At 28.9% G+C, this 19,528-nt stretch carries 19 protein-coding genes and 1 pseudogene; 15 read left to right on the top strand and 5 right to left on the bottom strand.

What is annotated here, in order from left to right; all coding sequences use genetic code 11:
• Positions 1–124 precede the first annotated feature (124 nt).
• Together fsa and BRSU_RS00150 are read right to left on the bottom strand one after the other, a co-directional pair.
• Positions 125–778, bottom strand: coding sequence for a fructose-6-phosphate aldolase (fsa, locus tag BRSU_RS00155; RefSeq protein WP_048593242.1), 654 nt, complete (start codon positions 776–778; stop codon positions 125–127).
• A 105-nt stretch (positions 779–883) separates the two neighbouring features.
• Complete coding sequence (locus BRSU_RS00150; protein WP_048593241.1) at positions 884–1,735, bottom strand: aldo/keto reductase; 852 nt, start codon at positions 1,733–1,735, stop codon at positions 884–886.
• Between the two features lie 126 nt (positions 1,736–1,861).
• Between BRSU_RS00150 and BRSU_RS00145 the strand changes: the two genes are divergently transcribed.
• A complete protein-coding gene (locus BRSU_RS00145) occupies positions 1,862–2,455 on the top strand; it encodes a GDSL-type esterase/lipase family protein (RefSeq protein ID WP_048593240.1) in 594 nt (197 codons plus the stop codon).
• Between the two features lie 3 nt (positions 2,456–2,458).
• On the opposite strand, the gene BRSU_RS00140 is transcribed toward BRSU_RS00145, so the two are convergent.
• Positions 2,459–2,725: a tetratricopeptide repeat protein gene (locus BRSU_RS00140; protein WP_048593239.1), complete on the bottom strand. Its 267-nt coding sequence runs from the start codon at positions 2,723–2,725 to the stop codon at positions 2,459–2,461.
• A gap of 111 nt (positions 2,726–2,836) precedes the next feature.
• Here BRSU_RS00140 and BRSU_RS00135 point away from each other — a divergent pair, with 111 nt between their 5' ends.
• The 11 genes and pseudogenes from BRSU_RS00135 to BRSU_RS00090 all read left to right on the top strand — a co-directional run bounded on the left by BRSU_RS00135 (position 2,837) and on the right by BRSU_RS00090 (position 14,019).
• Positions 2,837–4,051 carry an MFS transporter gene (locus tag BRSU_RS00135; protein ID WP_048593238.1) on the top strand — a complete coding sequence of 405 codons (1,215 nt, stop codon included), beginning with the start codon at positions 2,837–2,839 and terminating at the stop codon, positions 4,049–4,051.
• A gap of 167 nt (positions 4,052–4,218) precedes the next feature.
• Positions 4,219–4,716, top strand: coding sequence for a rubrerythrin family protein (locus BRSU_RS00130; protein WP_048593237.1), 498 nt, complete (start codon positions 4,219–4,221; stop codon positions 4,714–4,716).
• A gap of 51 nt (positions 4,717–4,767) precedes the next feature.
• On the top strand, positions 4,768–5,508 hold the full coding sequence (locus tag BRSU_RS00125) for an MIP/aquaporin family protein (protein ID WP_048593236.1): 741 nt from the start codon (positions 4,768–4,770) through the stop codon (positions 5,506–5,508).
• 47 nt (positions 5,509–5,555) lie between these two features.
• Complete coding sequence (glpK, locus tag BRSU_RS00120; RefSeq protein ID WP_048593235.1) at positions 5,556–7,040, top strand: glycerol kinase GlpK; 1,485 nt, start codon at positions 5,556–5,558, stop codon at positions 7,038–7,040.
• A 111-nt stretch (positions 7,041–7,151) separates the two neighbouring features.
• A complete protein-coding gene (locus tag BRSU_RS00115) occupies positions 7,152–8,591 on the top strand; it encodes an NAD(P)/FAD-dependent oxidoreductase (RefSeq protein WP_048593234.1) in 1,440 nt (479 codons plus the stop codon).
• A 146-nt stretch (positions 8,592–8,737) separates the two neighbouring features.
• Positions 8,738–10,012, top strand: coding sequence for an NAD(P)/FAD-dependent oxidoreductase (locus BRSU_RS00110; protein WP_048593233.1), 1,275 nt, complete (start codon positions 8,738–8,740; stop codon positions 10,010–10,012).
• A gap of 16 nt (positions 10,013–10,028) precedes the next feature.
• Positions 10,029–10,895, top strand: a complete 867-nt coding sequence (locus BRSU_RS00105; protein WP_048593232.1) for an arginase family protein — start codon at positions 10,029–10,031, stop codon at positions 10,893–10,895.
• Between the two features lie 45 nt (positions 10,896–10,940).
• Positions 10,941–11,300: a DUF1667 domain-containing protein gene (locus tag BRSU_RS00100; protein WP_048593231.1), complete on the top strand. Its 360-nt coding sequence runs from the start codon at positions 10,941–10,943 to the stop codon at positions 11,298–11,300.
• A gap of 106 nt (positions 11,301–11,406) precedes the next feature.
• Entirely contained in the window at positions 11,407–12,663 is a 1,257-nt protein-coding gene (locus BRSU_RS00095; RefSeq protein ID WP_483413621.1) for a methyl-accepting chemotaxis protein, read from the top strand.
• A 12-nt stretch (positions 12,664–12,675) separates the two neighbouring features.
• Positions 12,676–13,212 (top strand): annotated as a pseudogene (locus BRSU_RS15105) (methyl-accepting chemotaxis protein); the annotation flags it as partial.
• Between the two features lie 69 nt (positions 13,213–13,281).
• A complete protein-coding gene (locus tag BRSU_RS00090) occupies positions 13,282–14,019 on the top strand; it encodes a DUF4241 domain-containing protein (protein ID WP_048593230.1) in 738 nt (245 codons plus the stop codon).
• A 674-nt stretch (positions 14,020–14,693) separates the two neighbouring features.
• On the opposite strand, the gene BRSU_RS00080 is transcribed toward BRSU_RS00090, so the two are convergent.
• Positions 14,694–16,091, bottom strand: a complete 1,398-nt coding sequence (locus tag BRSU_RS00080) for an MATE family efflux transporter (RefSeq protein ID WP_048593228.1) — start codon at positions 16,089–16,091, stop codon at positions 14,694–14,696.
• A gap of 253 nt (positions 16,092–16,344) precedes the next feature.
• Here BRSU_RS00080 and BRSU_RS00075 point away from each other — a divergent pair, with 253 nt between their 5' ends.
• The 3 genes from BRSU_RS00075 to BRSU_RS00065 all read left to right on the top strand — a co-directional run bounded on the left by BRSU_RS00075 (position 16,345) and on the right by BRSU_RS00065 (position 18,631).
• Positions 16,345–16,932, top strand: coding sequence for a CarD family transcriptional regulator (locus tag BRSU_RS00075; RefSeq protein ID WP_048593227.1), 588 nt, complete (start codon positions 16,345–16,347; stop codon positions 16,930–16,932).
• A 73-nt stretch (positions 16,933–17,005) separates the two neighbouring features.
• The gene (locus BRSU_RS00070) at positions 17,006–18,004 is read left to right on the top strand and encodes a PIN/TRAM domain-containing protein (RefSeq protein ID WP_048593226.1); all 999 of its coding nucleotides are present in this window, start codon (positions 17,006–17,008) and stop codon (positions 18,002–18,004) included.
• Between the two features lie 6 nt (positions 18,005–18,010).
• The gene (locus tag BRSU_RS00065; RefSeq protein WP_048593225.1) at positions 18,011–18,631 is read left to right on the top strand and encodes a cyclase family protein; all 621 of its coding nucleotides are present in this window, start codon (positions 18,011–18,013) and stop codon (positions 18,629–18,631) included.
• 78 nt (positions 18,632–18,709) lie between these two features.
• Here the strand turns inward: BRSU_RS00065 and BRSU_RS00060 are convergent, their stop codons facing one another.
• Positions 18,710–19,351, bottom strand: a complete 642-nt coding sequence (locus BRSU_RS00060; protein WP_048593224.1) for a hypothetical protein — start codon at positions 19,349–19,351, stop codon at positions 18,710–18,712.
• Between the last annotated feature and the right edge of the window lie 177 nt (positions 19,352–19,528).

Here is a 19,528-nt window from a genome sequence, read left to right as displayed (position 1 = left end):
GATTAGAATTCAAAATAATTATAAGTTTAAAAATTCATTCTGCGTGCGGTAAACAAATAAAAAGGGAAGCATTAATTAAAATACTTCCCAACAAATAAAAGTCAATTATTAAAATTATAGTCAATTATTTACCAAAAACTGCTTCATAGTCTTTTTTGAATTTTTCTATACCTTGATCTGTTAATGGATGTTTAGTCATCTGCTCTATAACATTATAAGGTACTGTAGCTATATCAGCACCTGCTAATGCACATTCCATAACATGTATAGGGTGTCTTACGCTTGCTGAAATTATTTCTGCTTCTATTGCATGTGTAGCGAATATTTCTGATATTGTTCTAATAAGTTCAAGACCGTCAAATGATATGTCATCAAGTCTTCCTATGAATGGAGAAACATAAGTAGCACCAGCTCTTGCTGCCAAAAGTGCCTGATTTGCTGAAAATATTAAAGTAACATTAGTTTTAATTCCTTCTTTAGATAAAACTTTTACAGCTTTTAAACCTTCTACTGTCATAGGAATTTTCACTACCATATTTTTATGTATTTTAGCTATTTCTCTTGCCTCAGCTATCATGTCTTCTGCTTTAACAGTAGTAGCTTTTACCTCTCCTGATATAGGACCATCAACTATAGTAGTGATTTCTTCTATAGTTTTTTTGAAATCTCTTCCTTCTTTAGCTATTAAAGATGGGTTTGTAGTAACTCCGCAAATTACCCCCATATCATTAGCTTTTCTAATTTCATCAACATTTGCTGTATCTATAAAAAATTTCATTGAAAAAATCCCCTTAATAAATATTTTTTATTATTATATATCTTAAAACATATTTTATCAACATAAATAAATTACATAGTAAAAATAAGGTTAAATTATTTTTTATTAGAAATTCACTTTATCCGGATGATGTCCTGAACCTCCGAAATATTCCATAGCATTAATTGTTTTCATATCTTCGTCACTTATAACAAAATCGAAAATTTCAGTATTTTCCTTTATACGTGAAGCTGTTACTGACTTAGGTAAAGGTAAAGTATTATTTTGTAAGCACCATCTTATACAAAGCTGAGCTGCAGATTTATTATATTTAGAAGCAATACTTTTTAATGTTTCATTATTAATCATCTTGCCTGTACCTAAAGGACTCCATGCCTCTACCAATATATTATTATCATTACAATATTTTAATGTTTCTTCCTGCATAAAACCAGGATGAAATTCTATTTGATCAACCATAGGCTTAACTTCTGTTTCCATCAATGATTTCAAATGATGAGGCATGAAATTTGATACTCCTATTGATTTTATTTTACCTGTCTTATAAAGCTCAGTCATAGCTTTCCAAGTTTCTAAATTTATATTATCCCAATCATTAAATTTATTTACTGATGCAGGCCAATGTATAAGATATAAGTCTAAATAATCAAGCTGTAAATCATTAAGAGTTTTTTCAAAAGCAGCTAATGTTGTTTTATATCCTCTGTCTTTATTCCAAACCTTACTTGTTACAAAAAGTTCATCTCTATTTATGCCGCTTTCTTTAATAGCCTTTCCTATGCTCTTTTCATTACCATATACAGCAGCAGTATCAATATGTTTGTACCCTGACTTTATAGCTTCTATTACAGAGTTTACAGCAGTCTCACCATCAGGAGTCTGCCAGGTACCAAATCCTATACATGGAATTTTATAACCATTATTTAATGTGAATGTATCTTTCAAACTATTAAACATACATTTTGCCCCCAAGTAATTTTTTATTGATTAATATTGTATTGAATAATAATATATTAAAAATGGATTTATTTAAATATTTTTATTGTGTATAATTAATAATAATATTAAGTTAAGGAATAATTTATGAACATAGTTTGTTTAGGCGACAGCACCACTTATGGATATATGGTTGGAAGGAATAAAGTTTGGACTAAAATTTTAAATGATAAATTTGCTGAAGAAAATAAAGATATTAAATTTATAAATAAAGGTATTAATGGAGACATGATTTCAGGCATGCTTGTACGTTTTGATATGGATTGTGTAAGAGAAAATGCTGACACTGTCATTTTAATGGGCGGGGTTAATGATATATTTACATGTAAACCTTTAGAAAAAATAGAAAATAATTTTATAAATATAATAAATAAGTCTTTAGAAAATAATATTGATATAATTGTTTTTACCCCTATTGCTTTTGTAAAAGAGGCTTTCAGTTTTTTTGAATCTAATAATATAGAAGAATTTGAAAGTATTTTAAAAGAGTATGTAAATTTTATAAATGATTATACTGCTAAAAATAATATAAAAAGCATAGATGTTTATAATATATTCGTAAATAAGATTTTAAAAGAAAATAATTATTATGATATATTCTTTGACGGAGTTCATTTAAATGAGAATGGACATAGTGTATTTGCTTCAGAGATTTATAAAGAATTAAAAAAATATTTATGATTTTCATTTTTTATCTAAAAACTCATTAAATACATTAAAAAGTTCTATATGCTTATTTGTTTTGCAATCATTATCATCATTTTTTAATTCTTTTTCCATTTCAATATAAGAATTAATTAAATTGAGTCCGAAATAAGATTCTAAATTATCTGGATCTTCTTCTATAGATTTTTTATAATATTCCAATGCCTCTTTATATTCTCCAAGTTCTTGTTTTTCTTTTGCTAATTCCAAAAATTTTAATGAATTATTATTGTTTGATTTTTTCATAACAATATAACCTATTTTTTGTTAAAAATTTGCTGAATAAATTATATATTATAATTGAATTTTTTTCAAAAAAGGTATAGAACTAATGCAATTATTTTTGAGAGTTTATTTATGTCTAATAACAATGATGAAAATGTTATTTCAAGCAGCACTTCAGAAAATAAATTATTAGCTATAATTTCTTTAGTGCTTCTTAGTTTTGCTTTAGGTACAAGTGAGTTTATAGTTATAGGAGTTTTAACAGAAATAGCTGAAGGATTTAATATTACAGAAGTTAAAGCAGGCGGACTTGTATCTATGTTTGCCCTAGCCTATTCAGTATGCACTCCTTTTTCAGCAGCTATTGCCGGAAAATTCAATAGATTTCATTTTATAATATTTGCAAGCATATTATTTATAGCAGGTAATTTCTTATGTTCATTAGCTTCAAATTATACTTTCCTTCTTATTGTTAGAATGTTTATAGCTATAATTTCAGGGGCATTAATATCTGTATCAATATCGTTTAGTCCATATATATCAACAAAAGATAAAAGACCTATGGTTGTAGCTTGGATATATTCTGGTTTCAGCATAGCTTCAATATTTGGAGTACCTATAGGTACAAGCATAAGTTATTATTTCGGATGGCGTGCTTCTTTTATATTTATATCCGTATTCAGTGCTGTTATGACAATTTTGATGTTTGCTACACTTCCTAAAAATACTCCTACTCATAAAGTAAAATTATTAGGACAATTCATCTTATTCAAAGATACCAGATTCATATTAAGTACTTTTACAATACTTTTCGGTGCCGCATCTTCCTATGTACTTTATACCTATTTAAAGCCTATTTTCCTTGATTATATTCATATACCTAATAAATATATAAGTGCCGCATTACTAGTGTTTGGAGTAACAGTTCTTTTCAGTAATCTGCTTTCCGGAAAATTGGCAGAAAATAATGGAGTATATAGACTAAGATATGTATTTATGATGCAGTTTCTATGTATGATAATTTTACCTTTTGCACTTCTTAATGCTGTAAGTTCTTCTATTGTCATATTAATCATAGGTTTCTTAATGTACTTAATGAACTCCCCTGTACAGTTAAATATTTTAGATTTTACGGAAAGAGAGTATCCTTCATGCATTACTTTGGCTTCATCAAACAATTCTTTTTCATTCAATTTCGGTATAGCTTTAGGATCATTTGTAGGAAGCAGCATATTCGATAATTTCGGTATAAGATGGGTAGGTTTTGGTGGAGCTGTACTTTCTGTTTTAGCTTTTCTTTCTATTGTTTGCCTTTATAAAATAAATAATAAAAACGATAATATATAATAAATTATATAAAGTTTTATTTTTTACGATATTGATACTTTATCATTTTAAAATATTAAATAACCGATACATAAAATATAAAAATTTCTTTTTTTATGTTTTTATATATTTTAAATAGTAAAATATCTATACTAATTAATAGGAAAAGAAAATTATAAGGAGAATACATGGATCTAAAAAATTCAAAAACAAATGAGAATTTAAAAGCAGCATTTATTGGAGAGGCTATAGCTAGGTGCAAATATATGTACTATGCTGAGAAAGCTAGAGAGGATGGAATGGAAAATTTGGCATTAGCTTTTGAAAAGGCTTCAAGAAATGAGCAGGAACATGGAAAATTATGGTTTGAAAGATATCATGGAATTTTTTCAAAAGATGAAAATTTAAAAGATGCTATTACAGGCGAAAATTATGAAGCTACAGAAATGTATTTAAACTTTGCCAAAATTGCCAAAGAGGAAGGTTTTAATGATATAGCAATACTTTTTGAGCATGTAGCTAAAATAGAAGAAGAACATAAAAAAATGTTTGAAAAATATTTAGGAGGAAATGTTGAAAGCATAGATAAATGGCAATGTGGCAAATGCGGTTATGTGCATAGTGAAGCTACTCCTCCAAAAAGATGTCCTGTATGCGAACAATATAGAGTTGGCGGAGTTAATTAATAAGAAATGATAAAACACATATATTAAAAACTATTATTATGGAGGTTCGATATGTATAATAAAAGATCGGAATTTTTAGCAGAAATAATGGGATCTATGTTTATAGCATTATTCGGATGCGGAGTAGTTGCATCTGTTAATATAGGAAATAATGGTGCTCCTATCAATATACATATAGCTTGGGGGCTTGCTGTTACTTTCGGTATATATGCTTCAGGTAAAATCAGCGGTGCCCATTTAAATCCTGCCGTTACACTTGCTCTAGCTACAACAGGAAGGTTTTCATGGTCTAAAGTTTGGTATTATATATTAGCTCAAATGATAGGCTTCTTTATTGGTGCGGCTATAGTATTTGCTGTTTATTATGGAAAATGGATAGAAGTTGATCCTAATTTCGAGAATACAGCAGGAGTATTTGCTACATTCCCAGCAGTTCCAGGATTCTTATACGGATTTATAGACCAAGTAGTAGGTACATTTCTTTTAGTATTTTTAATATTAGCTACAGGCGATGCCAACAATACACCTGCAGGCGCTAATTTAGGACCTATAATAGTTGGTCTTATAATAGTTGCTATAGGTACATCATTTGGATTTATGCATGGTTATGCTGTAAACCCAGCAAGATATTTAGGACCTAGACTTTTTGCTGTTGCTGCAGGATTCAAAAATAACGGCCTTACAGATGGCAGCAATGTATGGATAGTACCTGTAGTAGGCCCTATAGTTGGAGGCGTATTAGGAGCTATTATATATGATATTACAGTAGGAAGAATATTCGCTAAAAAATAATTTTAATAGAATTATTAAAAAATAAATTTAATAAAGGAGTTTTAATTATGGCTAAATATGTAGTGGCAATAGATCAGGGTACAACAAGCAGCAGAGCCATAGTATTTGATTATGATCAAAATATGGTATCAGTTGCTCAAAAAGAGTTTACTCAAATTTATCCCCATGAAGGCTGGGTTGAACATAATGCAGCTGAGATTTGGGCTACTCAATTTGGGGTTTTGCAGGAAGCTATACAGATTGCCGGAGTAAAACCGGAAGAAATAGCTGCTATTGGTATTACTAACCAAAGAGAAACTACTGTAGTATGGGATAAGAATACAGGAGAACCTATTTATAATGCTATAGTTTGGCAATGCCGAAGAACAGCTCCTATCTGCGATGAATTAAAGAAAAAAGGTCTTGATACATATATAAGAGAAAATACAGGTTTAGTAGTTGATGCTTATTTCTCAGGCACTAAAATAAAATGGATACTTGATAATGTACCAGGTGCCAGAGAAAAGGCTAATAAAGGCGAACTATTATTCGGTACAATAGATACTTGGCTTGTATGGAAACTTACAGGCGGAAAAGTGCATGTTACTGATTATACTAATGCATCAAGAACTATGATTTATAATATTAAAGAACTTAAATGGGATGAAACCATTTTAAAAGAATTAGATATACCTATGAATATGCTTCCTGAAGTAAAAGATTCTTCTTGTATTTACGGATATGCTAATATTAATGGAAAAGAAGTACCTATATCAGGAATAGCAGGAGACCAGCAATCAGCATTATTCGGACAGGCTGGATTCAATAAGGGAGATACTAAAAATACTTATGGTACTGGAAGCTTCATACTTATGAATATAGGTGAAAACTTTATTTTAAGTAAGAACGGACTAATCACTACTATAGGTATAGGATATAATGGAAAAATTGAATATGCTTTGGAAGGCTCTGTATTTATAGCCGGTGCCGTTATACAATGGGTAAGAGATGAATTAAGACTTCTTCATGATGCCAAAGATACAGAATATTTTGCTACAAAGGTAAAAGATACTAATGGAGTTTATTTAGTACCGGCATTCGTTGGTCTTGGCGCTCCTTATTGGGATATGTATGCTAGAGGCTGTTTAGTAGGTATTACTAGAGGAGTTAATAGAAGTCATATAATAAGGGCTGCTGAAGAGGCTATTGCTTATCAAAGTAAAGATGTTATCGATGCTATGGTAGCAGACAGCGGAGTTAAGCTTTCTTCATTAAAAGTTGACGGCGGAGCATGCAGAGATAATTTCTTAATGCAGTTTCAATCTGATATTATTAATACAAAAGTTCTTCGTCCTCAAATCACTGAAACTACTGCTTTGGGAGCTGCTTATTTAGCTGGGCTTGCTGTAGGATTCTGGAAGGATAAAGATGAAATCACTAACAGATGGAAATTAGAGAGAGAGTTTACTCCTTCACTTTCTGAAGAAGAAAGAAATAAAAAATATATGGGTTGGAAAAAAGCCGTTGAAAGATCAAGAGGCTGGGCTTTATAATTTGTCATTAAATTTATGCATATTAATATTTTATTTTTATAAGATATTAATATGCATATATATTCTTATTTTTGAAATAAATTGTATAAAAATTCAAAGGAAATATATATTATGTATGATATATTGATTATAGGTGCTGGAGTTTCAGGTACTTCCTCAGCTAGAGAATTATCAAGATATAAAGCTAATATATGCGTTGTTGAAAGAAACGAAGATGTTTGTTCCGGAACTTCCAAATCCAATAGCGGTATAGTGCATGCCGGTTTTGATGCTGCTAATGGTTCTCTTATGGCTAAATTGAATGTTTTAGGAAATAAGATGATGCAAAAAATAGCAGAAGACCTTGATGTGCCTTTCAAACAGAATGGTTCTTTGGTGGTATGCACTAATGAGGAAGATATGCCTAATTTACAGGCCATATATGAGAGAGGAATAAAAAACGGAGTTGAAGGACTTCAAATATTAAACAGAGAAGAGGTTCATAAAAGAGAGCCTAATTTAAATGATAATGTATGTGCAGCCTTGTATGCCCCTACCGGCGGTATAGTTGATCCATTTATATTAAATATTGCTTATGCTGAAAATGCTTATGCTAATGGAGCAGAATTTAAATTTAATACTGAAGTAATTAATATTAAAAAACTTGATGACGGAACTTTTGAGGCAGAAACCAATAATGGAATTATAAAGGCAAAATATATTGTAAATGCTGCTGGAGTTTATGCAGATAAATTCCATAATATGATGAGTGCCAACAAAATACATATAACTCCTAGAAGGGGGGATTATATTTTACTTGATAAGGAAGTTGATAATCTAGTAACTTCAACAATATTTGCTCTTCCTACAAAATTAGGAAAAGGTATTTTAGTTACTCCTACAGCTCATGGTAATATAATGCTTGGCCCTACTGCCATTGATATAGAAGATAAAGAGGGATTGAATACCACTGCTGACGGACTTGCTCAGATTATAGAAAAATCTAAAATGACAGTAAAAAACATACCTTATAATAAAGTTATTACTTCATTCTGCGGACTTCGCCCTCATGAAGATAATCATGAATTTATTATAAAAGAACTTGAAGACTGCGAAGGATTCTTTGATTGTGCCGGTATAGAATCTCCCGGACTTGTTTCTTCTCCTGCTATAGGATTAATGGTTGCTGATATTGTAAGTAAAAAAGGAAATTTTGAGAAAAAAGAAAACTTTATAGAAACAAGAAAAGGAATTACTCATTTCTATGCCCTTTCTAATGAAGAGAAAAATGATCTTATAAAAGAAAATCCTTTATACGGCCATATAATTTGCAGATGTGAAAAGGTTACAGAAGGTGAAATAATAGAAGCTATACAAAGACCAATAGGAGCTAAATCTCTTGACGGAGTAAAAAGAAGGATAAGAGCTGGGCTTGGAAGATGCCAGGGAGGATTTTGCTCTCCTAAAATAATAGAAATTTTAGCCAGAGAACTTGATGTTTCTCCTTTAACTATTACAAAATGCGGAAAAGGCTCTGAAATAGTTATTGGTTATGACAAGGAAACTTTTTAAAATTAGTATTTTGTATAATATATTTTTATATATAAAAAAATTAGTGTGGTTTGTGACTAATTTTATACTTGCTGATACAATAAAGAATAGCAAAAAATTGACAAACTTAAAATTTTTTAGTATATAAAAAATAAACGAGGTAAAAAATGAAATCTTATGATGTTGTTGTTATAGGAGGCGGGCCTGCCGGACTTGCCGCTTCCATTTCTGCTAAAGAAAATGGTATAGATAATTTACTTATATTAGAAAGAGATGAGGTGCTTGGAGGCATACTCAATCAATGCATACATAATGGTTTCGGACTTCATAGATTTGGAGAAGAGCTTACAGGGCCTGAATATGCTTATAGATTCATAGAAAAAGTTATAAATCTAAATATAAATTATAAGCTTAATACTATGGTTTTGGATATTGTACTTAATAATGACAAAACTAAAAAAATTACTTACATAAACAAAGAAGAAGGCTTAATTGAGATTAATGCAAAAGCTGTAATACTTGCGATGGGATGCCGTGAACGTTCAAGAGGAGCTTTGAATATACCAGGATTTAGACCTGCCGGAATATTTTCTGCAGGTGCTGCTCAGCATTTAGTTAATATTGAAGGATATATGCCTGGTAAAGAAGTTGTAATACTTGGTTCTGGTGATATAGGACTTATTATGGCTAGGAGAATGACTTTTGAAGGTGCTAAAGTTAAGGTAGTAGCTGAAATACTTCCTTTCTCTGGAGGACTTAAAAGAAATATTGTTCAATGTTTGGATGATTTCGGAATTCCTCTTAAACTTAGTCATACAGTTATAGATATTAAGGGAAAAGAAAGACTTGAAGGAGTTACTATAGCTAAAGTTGATGATAATATGAAGCCTATTAAAGGTACTGAAGAATATTATTCTTGCGATACTTTGCTTTTATCTGTTGGGCTTATTCCTGAAAATGAGCTTTCAAAGGAGATTGGCGTTGAGATTAATCCTATAACTTCTGGAGCTTTCGTTAATGAAAGTTTAGAAACTAATATTGACGGAGTATTCTCTTGCGGTAATGTACTTCATGTTCATGACTTAGTAGACTTTGTATCTGAAGAGGCTGAAACTGCAGGAAAGAGTTCCGCTTCTTATGTTATTAAAAATAAAAGAAGAGATGACAGCAACTCTATTTATTTAAAAGGCTCTAATGGAGTAAGATATACTGTTCCTTCTATGATTAATGTTGATAATGTAGATGATCATGTTATTGTAAGATTTAGAGTAGCAAATATATTTAAAAACAAATTCTTAAATGTTTATTTTGACGGTGAGAGAGTAATACATAAAAAGAATTTGATATTTGCTCCTGGTGAAATGGAAACTGTAAAACTTGATAAATCTCTGCTTTCAAAAGAAGGCTTAAAAAATATTGAGTTTAAGATAGAAGATAATTGATTATCGGAGTTAATTAATGAGTAAAACTATAAGATTAATTTATCCTCAGTGGCAGGGCGGAATTATATCTGATTGGATAAAGGAATTAAAGCCTGAAGATTCTTCAAGAGGTTATTATCTTGGGGCAAAATTATTAAGCATACTTGCACCTCAAAATGATGATCATGAAACTTTAGAAGTTCCTGTATCTTTAGATATAAAAAACAGAGAAATAAAAAATGGTATTATTGATTATGATTTTATAGTATCTCAAACTAAAAATGCTTTAGATATTTTAAATAAAAATAATCCTGATAAAATAATTACTTTCGGAGGAGAATGTTCTGTTAGTGTAGTACCTTTCACATATTTAAATAAAAAATATGACAATGATGTTGCTTTAATTTGGATAGACGCTCATCCTGATATTACTTTGCCTGAAGATAATACTTATGCTGGATATCATGCTATGGCTATAAGTTCTTGTATGGGTAATGTTGATAAAAATATCAGCTCTATACTTCCAAGCAAAATTTCATCTGATAGAATATTATTTGTAGGGCTTAGAGATTGGGAAAGAGATGAGATAAAAAAACGTCAAGAGGAATACGGCATAACCCATTTTGCTCCTGAAGAAGCTTCAAGTGAAAATATAATAAATTGGCTTAAAAAATCTAATGCTTCTAAGGTTTTAATACATTTTGATTTGGATGTGCTTGATCCTAATGAGATAATAGCTGCTGTCGGTGTTTCTCCAAACGGAATGAAGATAAACGAAACAGTAAGAATAATAAATGATATTGCCAAAGAAAAGGAAATTGTTGGCTTTACTATAGCAGAACATATGCCAAGAATTGAAATAATGCTTAAAAATATGATGGCAGATTTGAGTTTATTTAATTAACTCAATAACTAAAAAACAATAAAAATATATAAGGAAGTAATTAAAATGGAAAAAAAAGAATTAACTTGTATATGCTGTCCTATGGGATGCGATTTATATGTAGAGTTGGATGGCAGTAATGTTTTAAATGTAACCGGAAACATTTGCAAAAGAGGAGATACTTATGCCAGAGATGAGGTTATCCATCCTGTAAGAATGGTTACTTCTATAGTAAAAGTAAAAAACGGCAAATTAAAAATGCTTCCTGTGAAAACTAAAGATCCTATAGACAAATCAAGAATTAATGAATGTCTTGAGGCTTTAAAAAATGTAGAAGTTAATGCTCCTATTCATATAGGAGATACCATACTTCATAATGTTATAGGCTCTGATATAATAGCTACTAGAAATATAGATGCAATTTAATCAATAAATACAATATTTTTATAGTTAAAATCATAATAAAATTTAATTATTACTTGAATTATGAACTATAAATTACTATCTTTTAAATAAAGGAGTAGTAATTTATATGAAAAACGATTTAATCATTAAGTTCCTAGCACCATTTATAATTTTTTTAACTATGGTACTAATAGCGGTATATTTTATTTATAAACCAATATACAGAAATCAATATTTAAATAGCCATATGTCACAGGCTATGAATATAGATATAATAGCTGAAAATTATTTAAATGATATAAAAGATGATATATCATTACTTTCTAAAAATTTAGAAATTTCTTCTGATTATTATTATTTTGGAAAATTTATAACAAATATACAAAATACTTATAAAAATTATTTAAGCATTTATTTTGGAGAAACCATTTCTTATTCAAAAGGTGGTATGTTTATTAATACTTTAGTTGTACATCCAAGAACTTATGATCATGTGAGCAGAGGTTGGTATCAGGATGCATTAAAAACTAATGATACAGTAATAAGCGCACCTTATTTAGATGCTGCATCAGGAAAAATAGCCATTACTTTTAGCAGAGCCGTATATACTAATTCTCAGCTTATGGGAGTTTTGGGAATAGATTTTGATAATATGGAAGATCTAATATTAAAGGCTAAAAAATATTGTGACTATAATTTTTATTTAGTTTATTTAGATGGTACATATATAACACATAATAATAAAGATTATATTTTAAATAAAGACATTACTCTATTTAATGATCCTATATTTGATGAATTTAAAGATTCTTTTTCATCTATTGATAACAAAATAGATTTAGTAAAAGATGAATGGTTTTTTATAAAAAGAATACAGGGGACTCCTTTCTTTTTAGTATTTAAGAATAGTGCTGAAGATTTTTATAATAGTTTTAATAAAATTATGATATCTTTTTTGATAATTATGATTATATTAATATTCTTAGAGTTTTTACTTGTATCTAAAATAGCAATACCATTATCTAGAAACTTGAATAATGCTATTAATACTATATTTTTAATGAAAGACGGTAATTTCAATAATAAATTTGAAGAAAAAGAGTTAAATAAATCAGGTGTTGCAGGAAAACTTAATAATTCAATCAATGATATGCAATCTGCTATCAATAATTTAGTTTCTCAGTTAAAACTTAATATACAAGCTATAAATAATGCCTCAAATGAAATATCTTCGGGAATAGATAATCTATCCAATAGAACTTCTTCAGAAGCTGCTGTTGTAGAGGAGATTTCTGCATCTGTAGAGAGTTTATTTTCTGCTATATCTTCCACTGCTAAAAATTGTCAATTAGCTAGAGATATGAGTTATGAAGTAACACAATAAGCTAATAAAGGTTTTCAATCTGTAAGTGAAATCACAAATAATATGGGAGAAATATATGAATCCAGTAAAGAAATATCCAATATTAGTAAAGTAATACAGAATATTGCTTTTCAAACTAATATATTGGCTTTAAATGCTGCTGTTGAAGCTGCACGTGCAGGTGATCAGGGAAGAGGTTTTGCTGTTGTTGCTTCTGAGATTAGGTCTTTGGCACAAAATGTTAATGAAGCAGCTGTAAATATTACTAATATTATAGATACTACTGTAGCTAAAATAGATGTAGGTAATGATTCAGCAAAAAACTCTTTAAATATTCTATCAGAAATAGAGAAAGCAACTAATGATGTACTTGAAATATTAGTCAATATTGCTTCTTCAGTTAATGAAGAGGAAGACAGCGTAAAACAAATAGGAAGTTCTATGAATGAGCTTAACAATATCACACAGGAAAACTCAAGTTTGGCTAGTCAGAGTTCAGATTTGGGAAGAGATATTGCTAACAGCACTAATAATTTGCAGCAAGAACTTGTTTATTTTAAGTTGGAATAAACTTTTATTTGTATTTCTTTATCTTTTATAGTATATTATCATCATAATAATAACTATTGGGAGTAGTATATGGACAAAGATTTCAAACAACAATTCGACAAAGTAAAACATCTGCTTTTGCCTGGTTTTGATTTGGATAAGCCTTTTAAAGATAAGAAATTTAATGATACAGAACTTGATATATTAGATATAGGAGAAGTTAATTTATCATCAGGAAAAATAATTGCCTGCGATCCTTTAGCATATATGTATGATGATCAAGTATCTCCATTCATTCAAACTGTAAAGCCTAATAAATATAAAGTTTCACTTCTTATAATAAAAGATGAGGAGAGAATTTCCATAGCTAAAATTTCTTTCTCTGATAAAGAACCTAAAAGATATGAACTTGCCGTTACAGGAGAAGAAGATTTATCTGAAGTAGAAGAAGGAGAGTTTTTCGGATATCCTGTTGATGCTGGTATGGGTTGTTTTTGCGATTATGATGCGGCTAAAAAATATTTTGAATATGAAAACAAACTTGAAGAAGAAAGCGGCGGAGATTTCGATAACAGATACGATGATTTATTTTCCGACTTATTAGAAGATAATGCCAAAAAGAATCCTAAATATCAATCTGAATATGGTGATTGGCTTAATTGGAATGTGCCTGAAAGCGATTCTAATATAGTATTATTTACAAGTGGTTATGGGGATGGTTATTATCCTTCCTATTTTGCTTATGATGAAAATGACAATATATGTGCTTTATATACTATATTCATAGATTTAAACGATGAAGAAGATGAAGACTCTAATGATGAATAATTTTGGGTGTATATACTTAAAATTTAAAAAAAAATCTTGGGTGGGTAGCTAAAAAATCTAGTTTTGTAACAAGAAAAATTAAAGTTATATTTTTCTTTTGATATTTGGGGCTTTGCCCCCGCTGTGCGTGCCTACGGAACCCTACTTCTTTTGCGACCGAAGGAAGTGCCTGTGGTATTGCCACTGGCGAAGCCCGCCTCACTGTGCGTGCCTTTGGCAGGCGAGAAGCAGGCACAGCCCGCCTTCGGCGAAAGGCTACATTTTTACTTAAATTTAGTAATTTATCTCACATATAAAACATAATTAGTATGATTTAATACTAATTTTATACTTGCACTTTCGCCGCAGGCGTACTTCGTATGGTTCTTTTTGCGGAGGGAAAAAGAACAATAAAAAAATTGACAAACTTAAAAATTTTCAGTATATACTTAAAATTTTAAAAAAATCTTGGGCGGGCTTTAATTTTTCTGATTAATTTTTAAATATAAATAAAATTTTTAATTAAAATTGAAGCTATAAATTTGAAAGGGCGGGAGGTTAAAATAAGATAAAATACATATATCTTTCTAAAACTTTGCAAAAGTACTAAAAAATCTGATGTATTAATAATAAAAAACGCCCGCACTTATAAAAATAAAAGTGCAGGCTAAGGTCTATGAAAAGTTTACGAAATGTCATACATTTGCATAAGCTGGTTCAGAATTATTTTCACTATTATTTTCTTCTTCAGATAATTTCTTTTTCATTTTCTTATAAATATATATGTACATAATACTAGCCATTATAACTGTAACTACATCCGCTATAGGCTGAGCCCATATAATACCTTTTATGCCGAATAATTTTGTACCTATAAGTATTGTAGGAACAAATGCTATACCTTGTCTGCTTATAGAAAGCACCAAAGAAGGAATTGACTTTCCTAACGCTTGGAATGTAGACATAAATACAAATTGAAAACCTATTATAGGAGCTATAGAATAACTAGCAACTAAGAATTTTACACCATAATCGATTACTTCTTCATTGTTGATAAATACAGCTACTGCTAATCTTCCAAATATTAAAGATAATCCTAAAAGTAAAAATCCTATTACAACGCTTACAGCACAAGATATTTTAATAGCTGCATTCATTCTCTTATAATTTTTAGAAGCGAAATTATAACCTACAAAAGGCTGAAGCCCTTGAGAAAGTCCTATGAATACTAATACAACAAGAGTAAATATTCTTTGAGATACTCCAAGACCAGCTACTACATTATCACTGTATCCTGCTGCTAAATTATTTATTAATATGTTAGAAGCACTCATAAGTATATTGTTGATTGAAACAGGTATTCCTATAGAAAATACATTGATAAGTATATCTTTATGCAAAGTAAATTCCCTAAAATGTATAGATAGGAAAGATTTTTTTCTTAATATATGGTATATATAATAAACAGTAGAACAAGCATTACCTATTATTGTAGCAAGAGCAGCACCGGCAACACCCATATTCATATAAAGTATCATAATAGGGTCTAATACAATATTCACTATAGTACCTATCATCATACCTATCATAGCCTCTTTTGAAGAACCTTCAGCTCGTACAATCTGTCCCATAGCCATTTGATTAACTACAAAAGGAGCCCCAAATGCCACTATTACCAAATAATCTTTAGAAAATTGATAAGTATTCTGACTTGCTCCCGAAATTTTTAATATATCCTTCATAAATATTAGATATACAGCCATAGAAATAAATCCTACTATAATACTTGCATAAAAAGCAAATGCTGATATCTTTTTTACAGATTCATAATCTCTGGCCCCTAATTTTCTTGATATATATGATCCGCCTCCTATACCAAATATATTACCGAAAGCCATAAGAAGCAAATATATAGGCATACATAATGATACAGCAGCAACCTGATTAGGATCGCCTGTCTGTCCTACGAAAAAAGTATCTACCATATTATAAAAAACATTTACTAACATTCCTAATATTGTTGGAAGTGCTAGCGTAATTAGAGCTTTATGTACTGGATAATTTTCAAATAATTCTATTTTTTTATCTGTCATACGTTTGTACCTCCTTTTTATTATTGTCAATATATATAGTATACTATATATTTAAATATAGCAAGCTATCTAGTTATAAATTTTCTAAATTTATTAATAAAATTCGTAATTAAATTTATAATTAATAATACAAATACAACTTGAATACTGTAATAAAATACTTGATTTTTTATAATTTTAACATATAATAGACCGAGGTATATTATTATATTTTATTAGAATAAACCATTAACTATTAACAAGAAAGGCTAATATGTACAAATTGAATACTTATGTTGTATATCCTATGTACGGTATATGCAAAGTTGTGGGAATATCAGATAATAAAGTTAATTCTAATCTAGTAGAATGTTATGTTCTAGAATGTGAAAGTGAAAATATTACATTAAAAGTGCCTATAAATAGAGTTAAAGAATATCGTATAAGAAAGATTATATCTAAAGCAGAAGCTGATAATCTTTTAAATATATTACAGACAAAACCTCATGATATAGAAAATAATTGGAAAATAAGATATCAAGAAAATGAAGAAAAGCTCAGAAGCGGAGATATTAAAGATACGATAGAGGTTGCAAGAAGCTTATTCACAAGAAACAAATTAAAAGAACTTTCTGCAAGCGAAAAGCGTTTATATGAAAAAGCTTATATGTTTATAGTTAATGAAATTAGTATAGCATTAAAAAAAGATAGAGATGAAATCGAAGATATAGTATCAAATGCTTTGGAGAAGTCAGCTAAAAAATTCAAGACTAAGCCGTTAGAAAAAGAAAAAGTAGTTAAAGAAAAAGAAGAAACGGCTAAAAACGGCAAAAAAAAGAAAAAAGATGCTGATAAAGAATAATACCTTATCCTGTTTATATTAGTTTATTCCTTAAAAAAATAATATGCATATAATATAAAATTAAGGGGAAATTATGTGGAGAGTTGTGTATTTTGTACTATCTTGTATAGTACTAGCTGTGGATTATTTTATACTGAAACATTTTAATTATCAAACATTAACAGTATTTATAATTAGTGCAATATTGGTGTTTTTATTTGAGTTTTTATTTATTAGAAAGAAAACTTCTAAAATCATATTAGGTTTTTTTATAGCATTCTTTTTGACATTAATTACTGTACTTTTAACTATAAGTACAATTAATACTGTAGGAATAACTTTATCATTAAATGAAAAATTAATTATTCTATTCGTAGAAGGATATTTGATTTTTGGTATTATTATAGCTTTCATACCAAGCATATCAAATATGTTTAAACTTACAAAGCAGGATAAAACTAAAACCGCAAAAATATTAGATACATCTGTAATAGTAGACGGAAGAATATATGATATTGCAGAAAAGAAATTTTTTGACGGGCTTCTTATACTTCCTGAATTTGTTATAAAAGAAGTGCAGTTTTTAAGCGATGCAAGAGATCCTCAAAAAAGAATAAGGGGAAGAAGAGCTTTAGAAATATTAAATAAAATGAAATCTTCTAAAAACATACTTCTTTCAATCACAGATATAGATTTTCCTAATATCAAAGAAGTTGATTTGAAACTTATTGAGCTTGCTAAAAAAATGGATGCTAAAGTAATAACAAATGACTTTAATTTAATGAAAGTAGCTTCCATACATGAAGTAGATATTTTAAACATAAATGATTTAGCTAATTCGCTTCATGTAGTTGTTTTACCGGGCGAAACTATCAATATAGATTTGATAAGAGAAGGAAAAGATAAACAGGCTTTAGGTTATTTGGAAGATGGCACAATGATAGTAGTTGATAATGCAAAACATTTAATAGGAAAAAATGTTGAAATAGAAATAGACAATGTTCTTCCTAAAGAGGCCGGCAGAGTAATATTTGCTTCTTTAGCTTCTTCTAAACCTAATAATAAAAAAAGACATGATAATAAACAGAATTAAAAAAATATGATAATAGATCTTTCAGCTGAAATATATAATAATATGCCTCATTATCCTGATGATATTGATGTAAAAGTTTCAGCTGAAAACTATGAATATTTTAATATCACAAATATATCTATGTGCGTGCATACTGCAACCCATATTGACACTCCTCTTCATTGCATAAAAGGTAAAGATTCTGCTGCAAGTATAGATTTAAATTATTTTGTTGGAAATGCTTATTGTATTGATATAATGCCTGATAATGATAATAAAATAAATTTTGATGATAATTTCAATTTTGACATAATAAAAGAATGCAGTATACTTCTTATTAATACATATTGGCATAAGAATATTAATACAGAAAAACATTATAAAAATTTTCCATATTTGAGTGAAAGTTTTGCATATAAGCTTATAGATTTAAAAATAAAAACTATAGGAATAGATACTCCTTCAGTTGATTCAATTTCAAATAATAACTTTATACATGATATTTTATTTTCTAATGATATATGTATTGTAGAAAATCTGATAAATTTAGAAAAGGTATCTCATAAAAAATTCTTTTTCAGTGCCGCACCTTTAAAAATCATAGGAAGCGAAGGTTCTCCAGTTAGAGCCTATGCTATTATAGATTAATAATAATGATAAAAAAGTAATAAATAATATAAAAACCATGTCAGAAATTCTGCATGGTTTTTATATTTAATAAAATTATTAGAATCTTATACCTATTTGTCCGCCTATATCAAATCCTCCGAATGTTACTTTTGGAGAAACTTCTTTATATTCCATAACAGGAAAATCATAAGACATATAAATACCCAAAGTAAAATTATATAATAAAAGAAAATCTAAACTTGCTTTAAGATATGGTATGTATAAATTCTTAAAATTATTTTGAAGCTGTTTTAAATCATATTTTTCAACATGCTCTCCTCCGCTATTTTCTTTAGAATAACTGCTTCCACCAAGAGGAAATTTTACTCCAGCACCTACACCAATAGATAAGAATAATATATCAATTTTAGGCATTAAACCTACACTCAAGCTATCAAATGTCAAATTACCTTTATTAATATCTGATTTATAAGCGAATACATCTCTTTGATATCCAATATCCAATGCTATACCTAAAGATAAAATACTTAAATCAAAATAATAATTAGGTTTTAAATATACTCCGAATTCAAATCCTCCATCCGGCTTCAATGTTTTATTTTCTTTTCCATCTTCATAAAAAAAACCAATACCAGCTCCTAAAGGTACACTCAAATCAACTCCGAAACCGCTTTTAGCCATAAGATTTGTACTGATAGTTATTATTAACATTGAAGTTATTAATAAAATTTTCTTCATAATATTGCTCACCTCTTTATATAAAATTAACTCTTTTTATAATATAATAATATTATATATTTTTTCAACTAATATATTTTATTATAGTTTTTCTATTTATTATATACTTTATAAAAAACTTATTCGCTTCTGGAGTTTAGTAAATGACTCTGTAAGCATTATGCGAATTTACTAGAC

It is taken from the genome of Brachyspira suanatina, assembly GCF_001049755.1.
GTDB classification, from domain to species: Bacteria; Spirochaetota; Brachyspiria; order Brachyspirales; family Brachyspiraceae; genus Brachyspira; species Brachyspira suanatina.
The sequence above is the reverse complement of the archived record's forward strand: the minus strand, read 5'-3'. Positions and strand labels throughout refer to the sequence as shown.

Coding starts and splice junctions, on each gene's coding strand:
- fsa (WP_048593242.1), bottom strand. CDS start 778: ATGAAATTTTTTATAGATACAGCAAATGTTGATGAAATTAGAAAAGCT.
- BRSU_RS00150 (WP_048593241.1), bottom strand. CDS start 1,735: ATGTTTAATAGTTTGAAAGATACATTCACATTAAATAATGGTTATAAA.
- BRSU_RS00145 (WP_048593240.1), top strand. CDS start 1,862: ATGAACATAGTTTGTTTAGGCGACAGCACCACTTATGGATATATGGTT.
- BRSU_RS00140 (WP_048593239.1), bottom strand. CDS start 2,725: ATGAAAAAATCAAACAATAATAATTCATTAAAATTTTTGGAATTAGCA.
- BRSU_RS00135 (WP_048593238.1), top strand. CDS start 2,837: ATGTCTAATAACAATGATGAAAATGTTATTTCAAGCAGCACTTCAGAA.
- BRSU_RS00130 (WP_048593237.1), top strand. CDS start 4,219: ATGGATCTAAAAAATTCAAAAACAAATGAGAATTTAAAAGCAGCATTT.
- BRSU_RS00125 (WP_048593236.1), top strand. CDS start 4,768: ATGTATAATAAAAGATCGGAATTTTTAGCAGAAATAATGGGATCTATG.
- glpK (WP_048593235.1), top strand. CDS start 5,556: ATGGCTAAATATGTAGTGGCAATAGATCAGGGTACAACAAGCAGCAGA.
- BRSU_RS00115 (WP_048593234.1), top strand. CDS start 7,152: ATGTATGATATATTGATTATAGGTGCTGGAGTTTCAGGTACTTCCTCA.
- BRSU_RS00110 (WP_048593233.1), top strand. CDS start 8,738: ATGAAATCTTATGATGTTGTTGTTATAGGAGGCGGGCCTGCCGGACTT.
- BRSU_RS00105 (WP_048593232.1), top strand. CDS start 10,029: ATGAGTAAAACTATAAGATTAATTTATCCTCAGTGGCAGGGCGGAATT.
- BRSU_RS00100 (WP_048593231.1), top strand. CDS start 10,941: ATGGAAAAAAAAGAATTAACTTGTATATGCTGTCCTATGGGATGCGAT.
- BRSU_RS00095 (WP_483413621.1), top strand. CDS start 11,407: ATGAAAAACGATTTAATCATTAAGTTCCTAGCACCATTTATAATTTTT.
- BRSU_RS00090 (WP_048593230.1), top strand. CDS start 13,282: ATGGACAAAGATTTCAAACAACAATTCGACAAAGTAAAACATCTGCTT.
- BRSU_RS00080 (WP_048593228.1), bottom strand. CDS start 16,091: ATGACAGATAAAAAAATAGAATTATTTGAAAATTATCCAGTACATAAA.
- BRSU_RS00075 (WP_048593227.1), top strand. CDS start 16,345: ATGTACAAATTGAATACTTATGTTGTATATCCTATGTACGGTATATGC.
- BRSU_RS00070 (WP_048593226.1), top strand. CDS start 17,006: ATGTGGAGAGTTGTGTATTTTGTACTATCTTGTATAGTACTAGCTGTG.
- BRSU_RS00065 (WP_048593225.1), top strand. CDS start 18,011: ATGATAATAGATCTTTCAGCTGAAATATATAATAATATGCCTCATTAT.
- BRSU_RS00060 (WP_048593224.1), bottom strand. CDS start 19,351: ATGAAGAAAATTTTATTAATAACTTCAATGTTAATAATAACTATCAGT.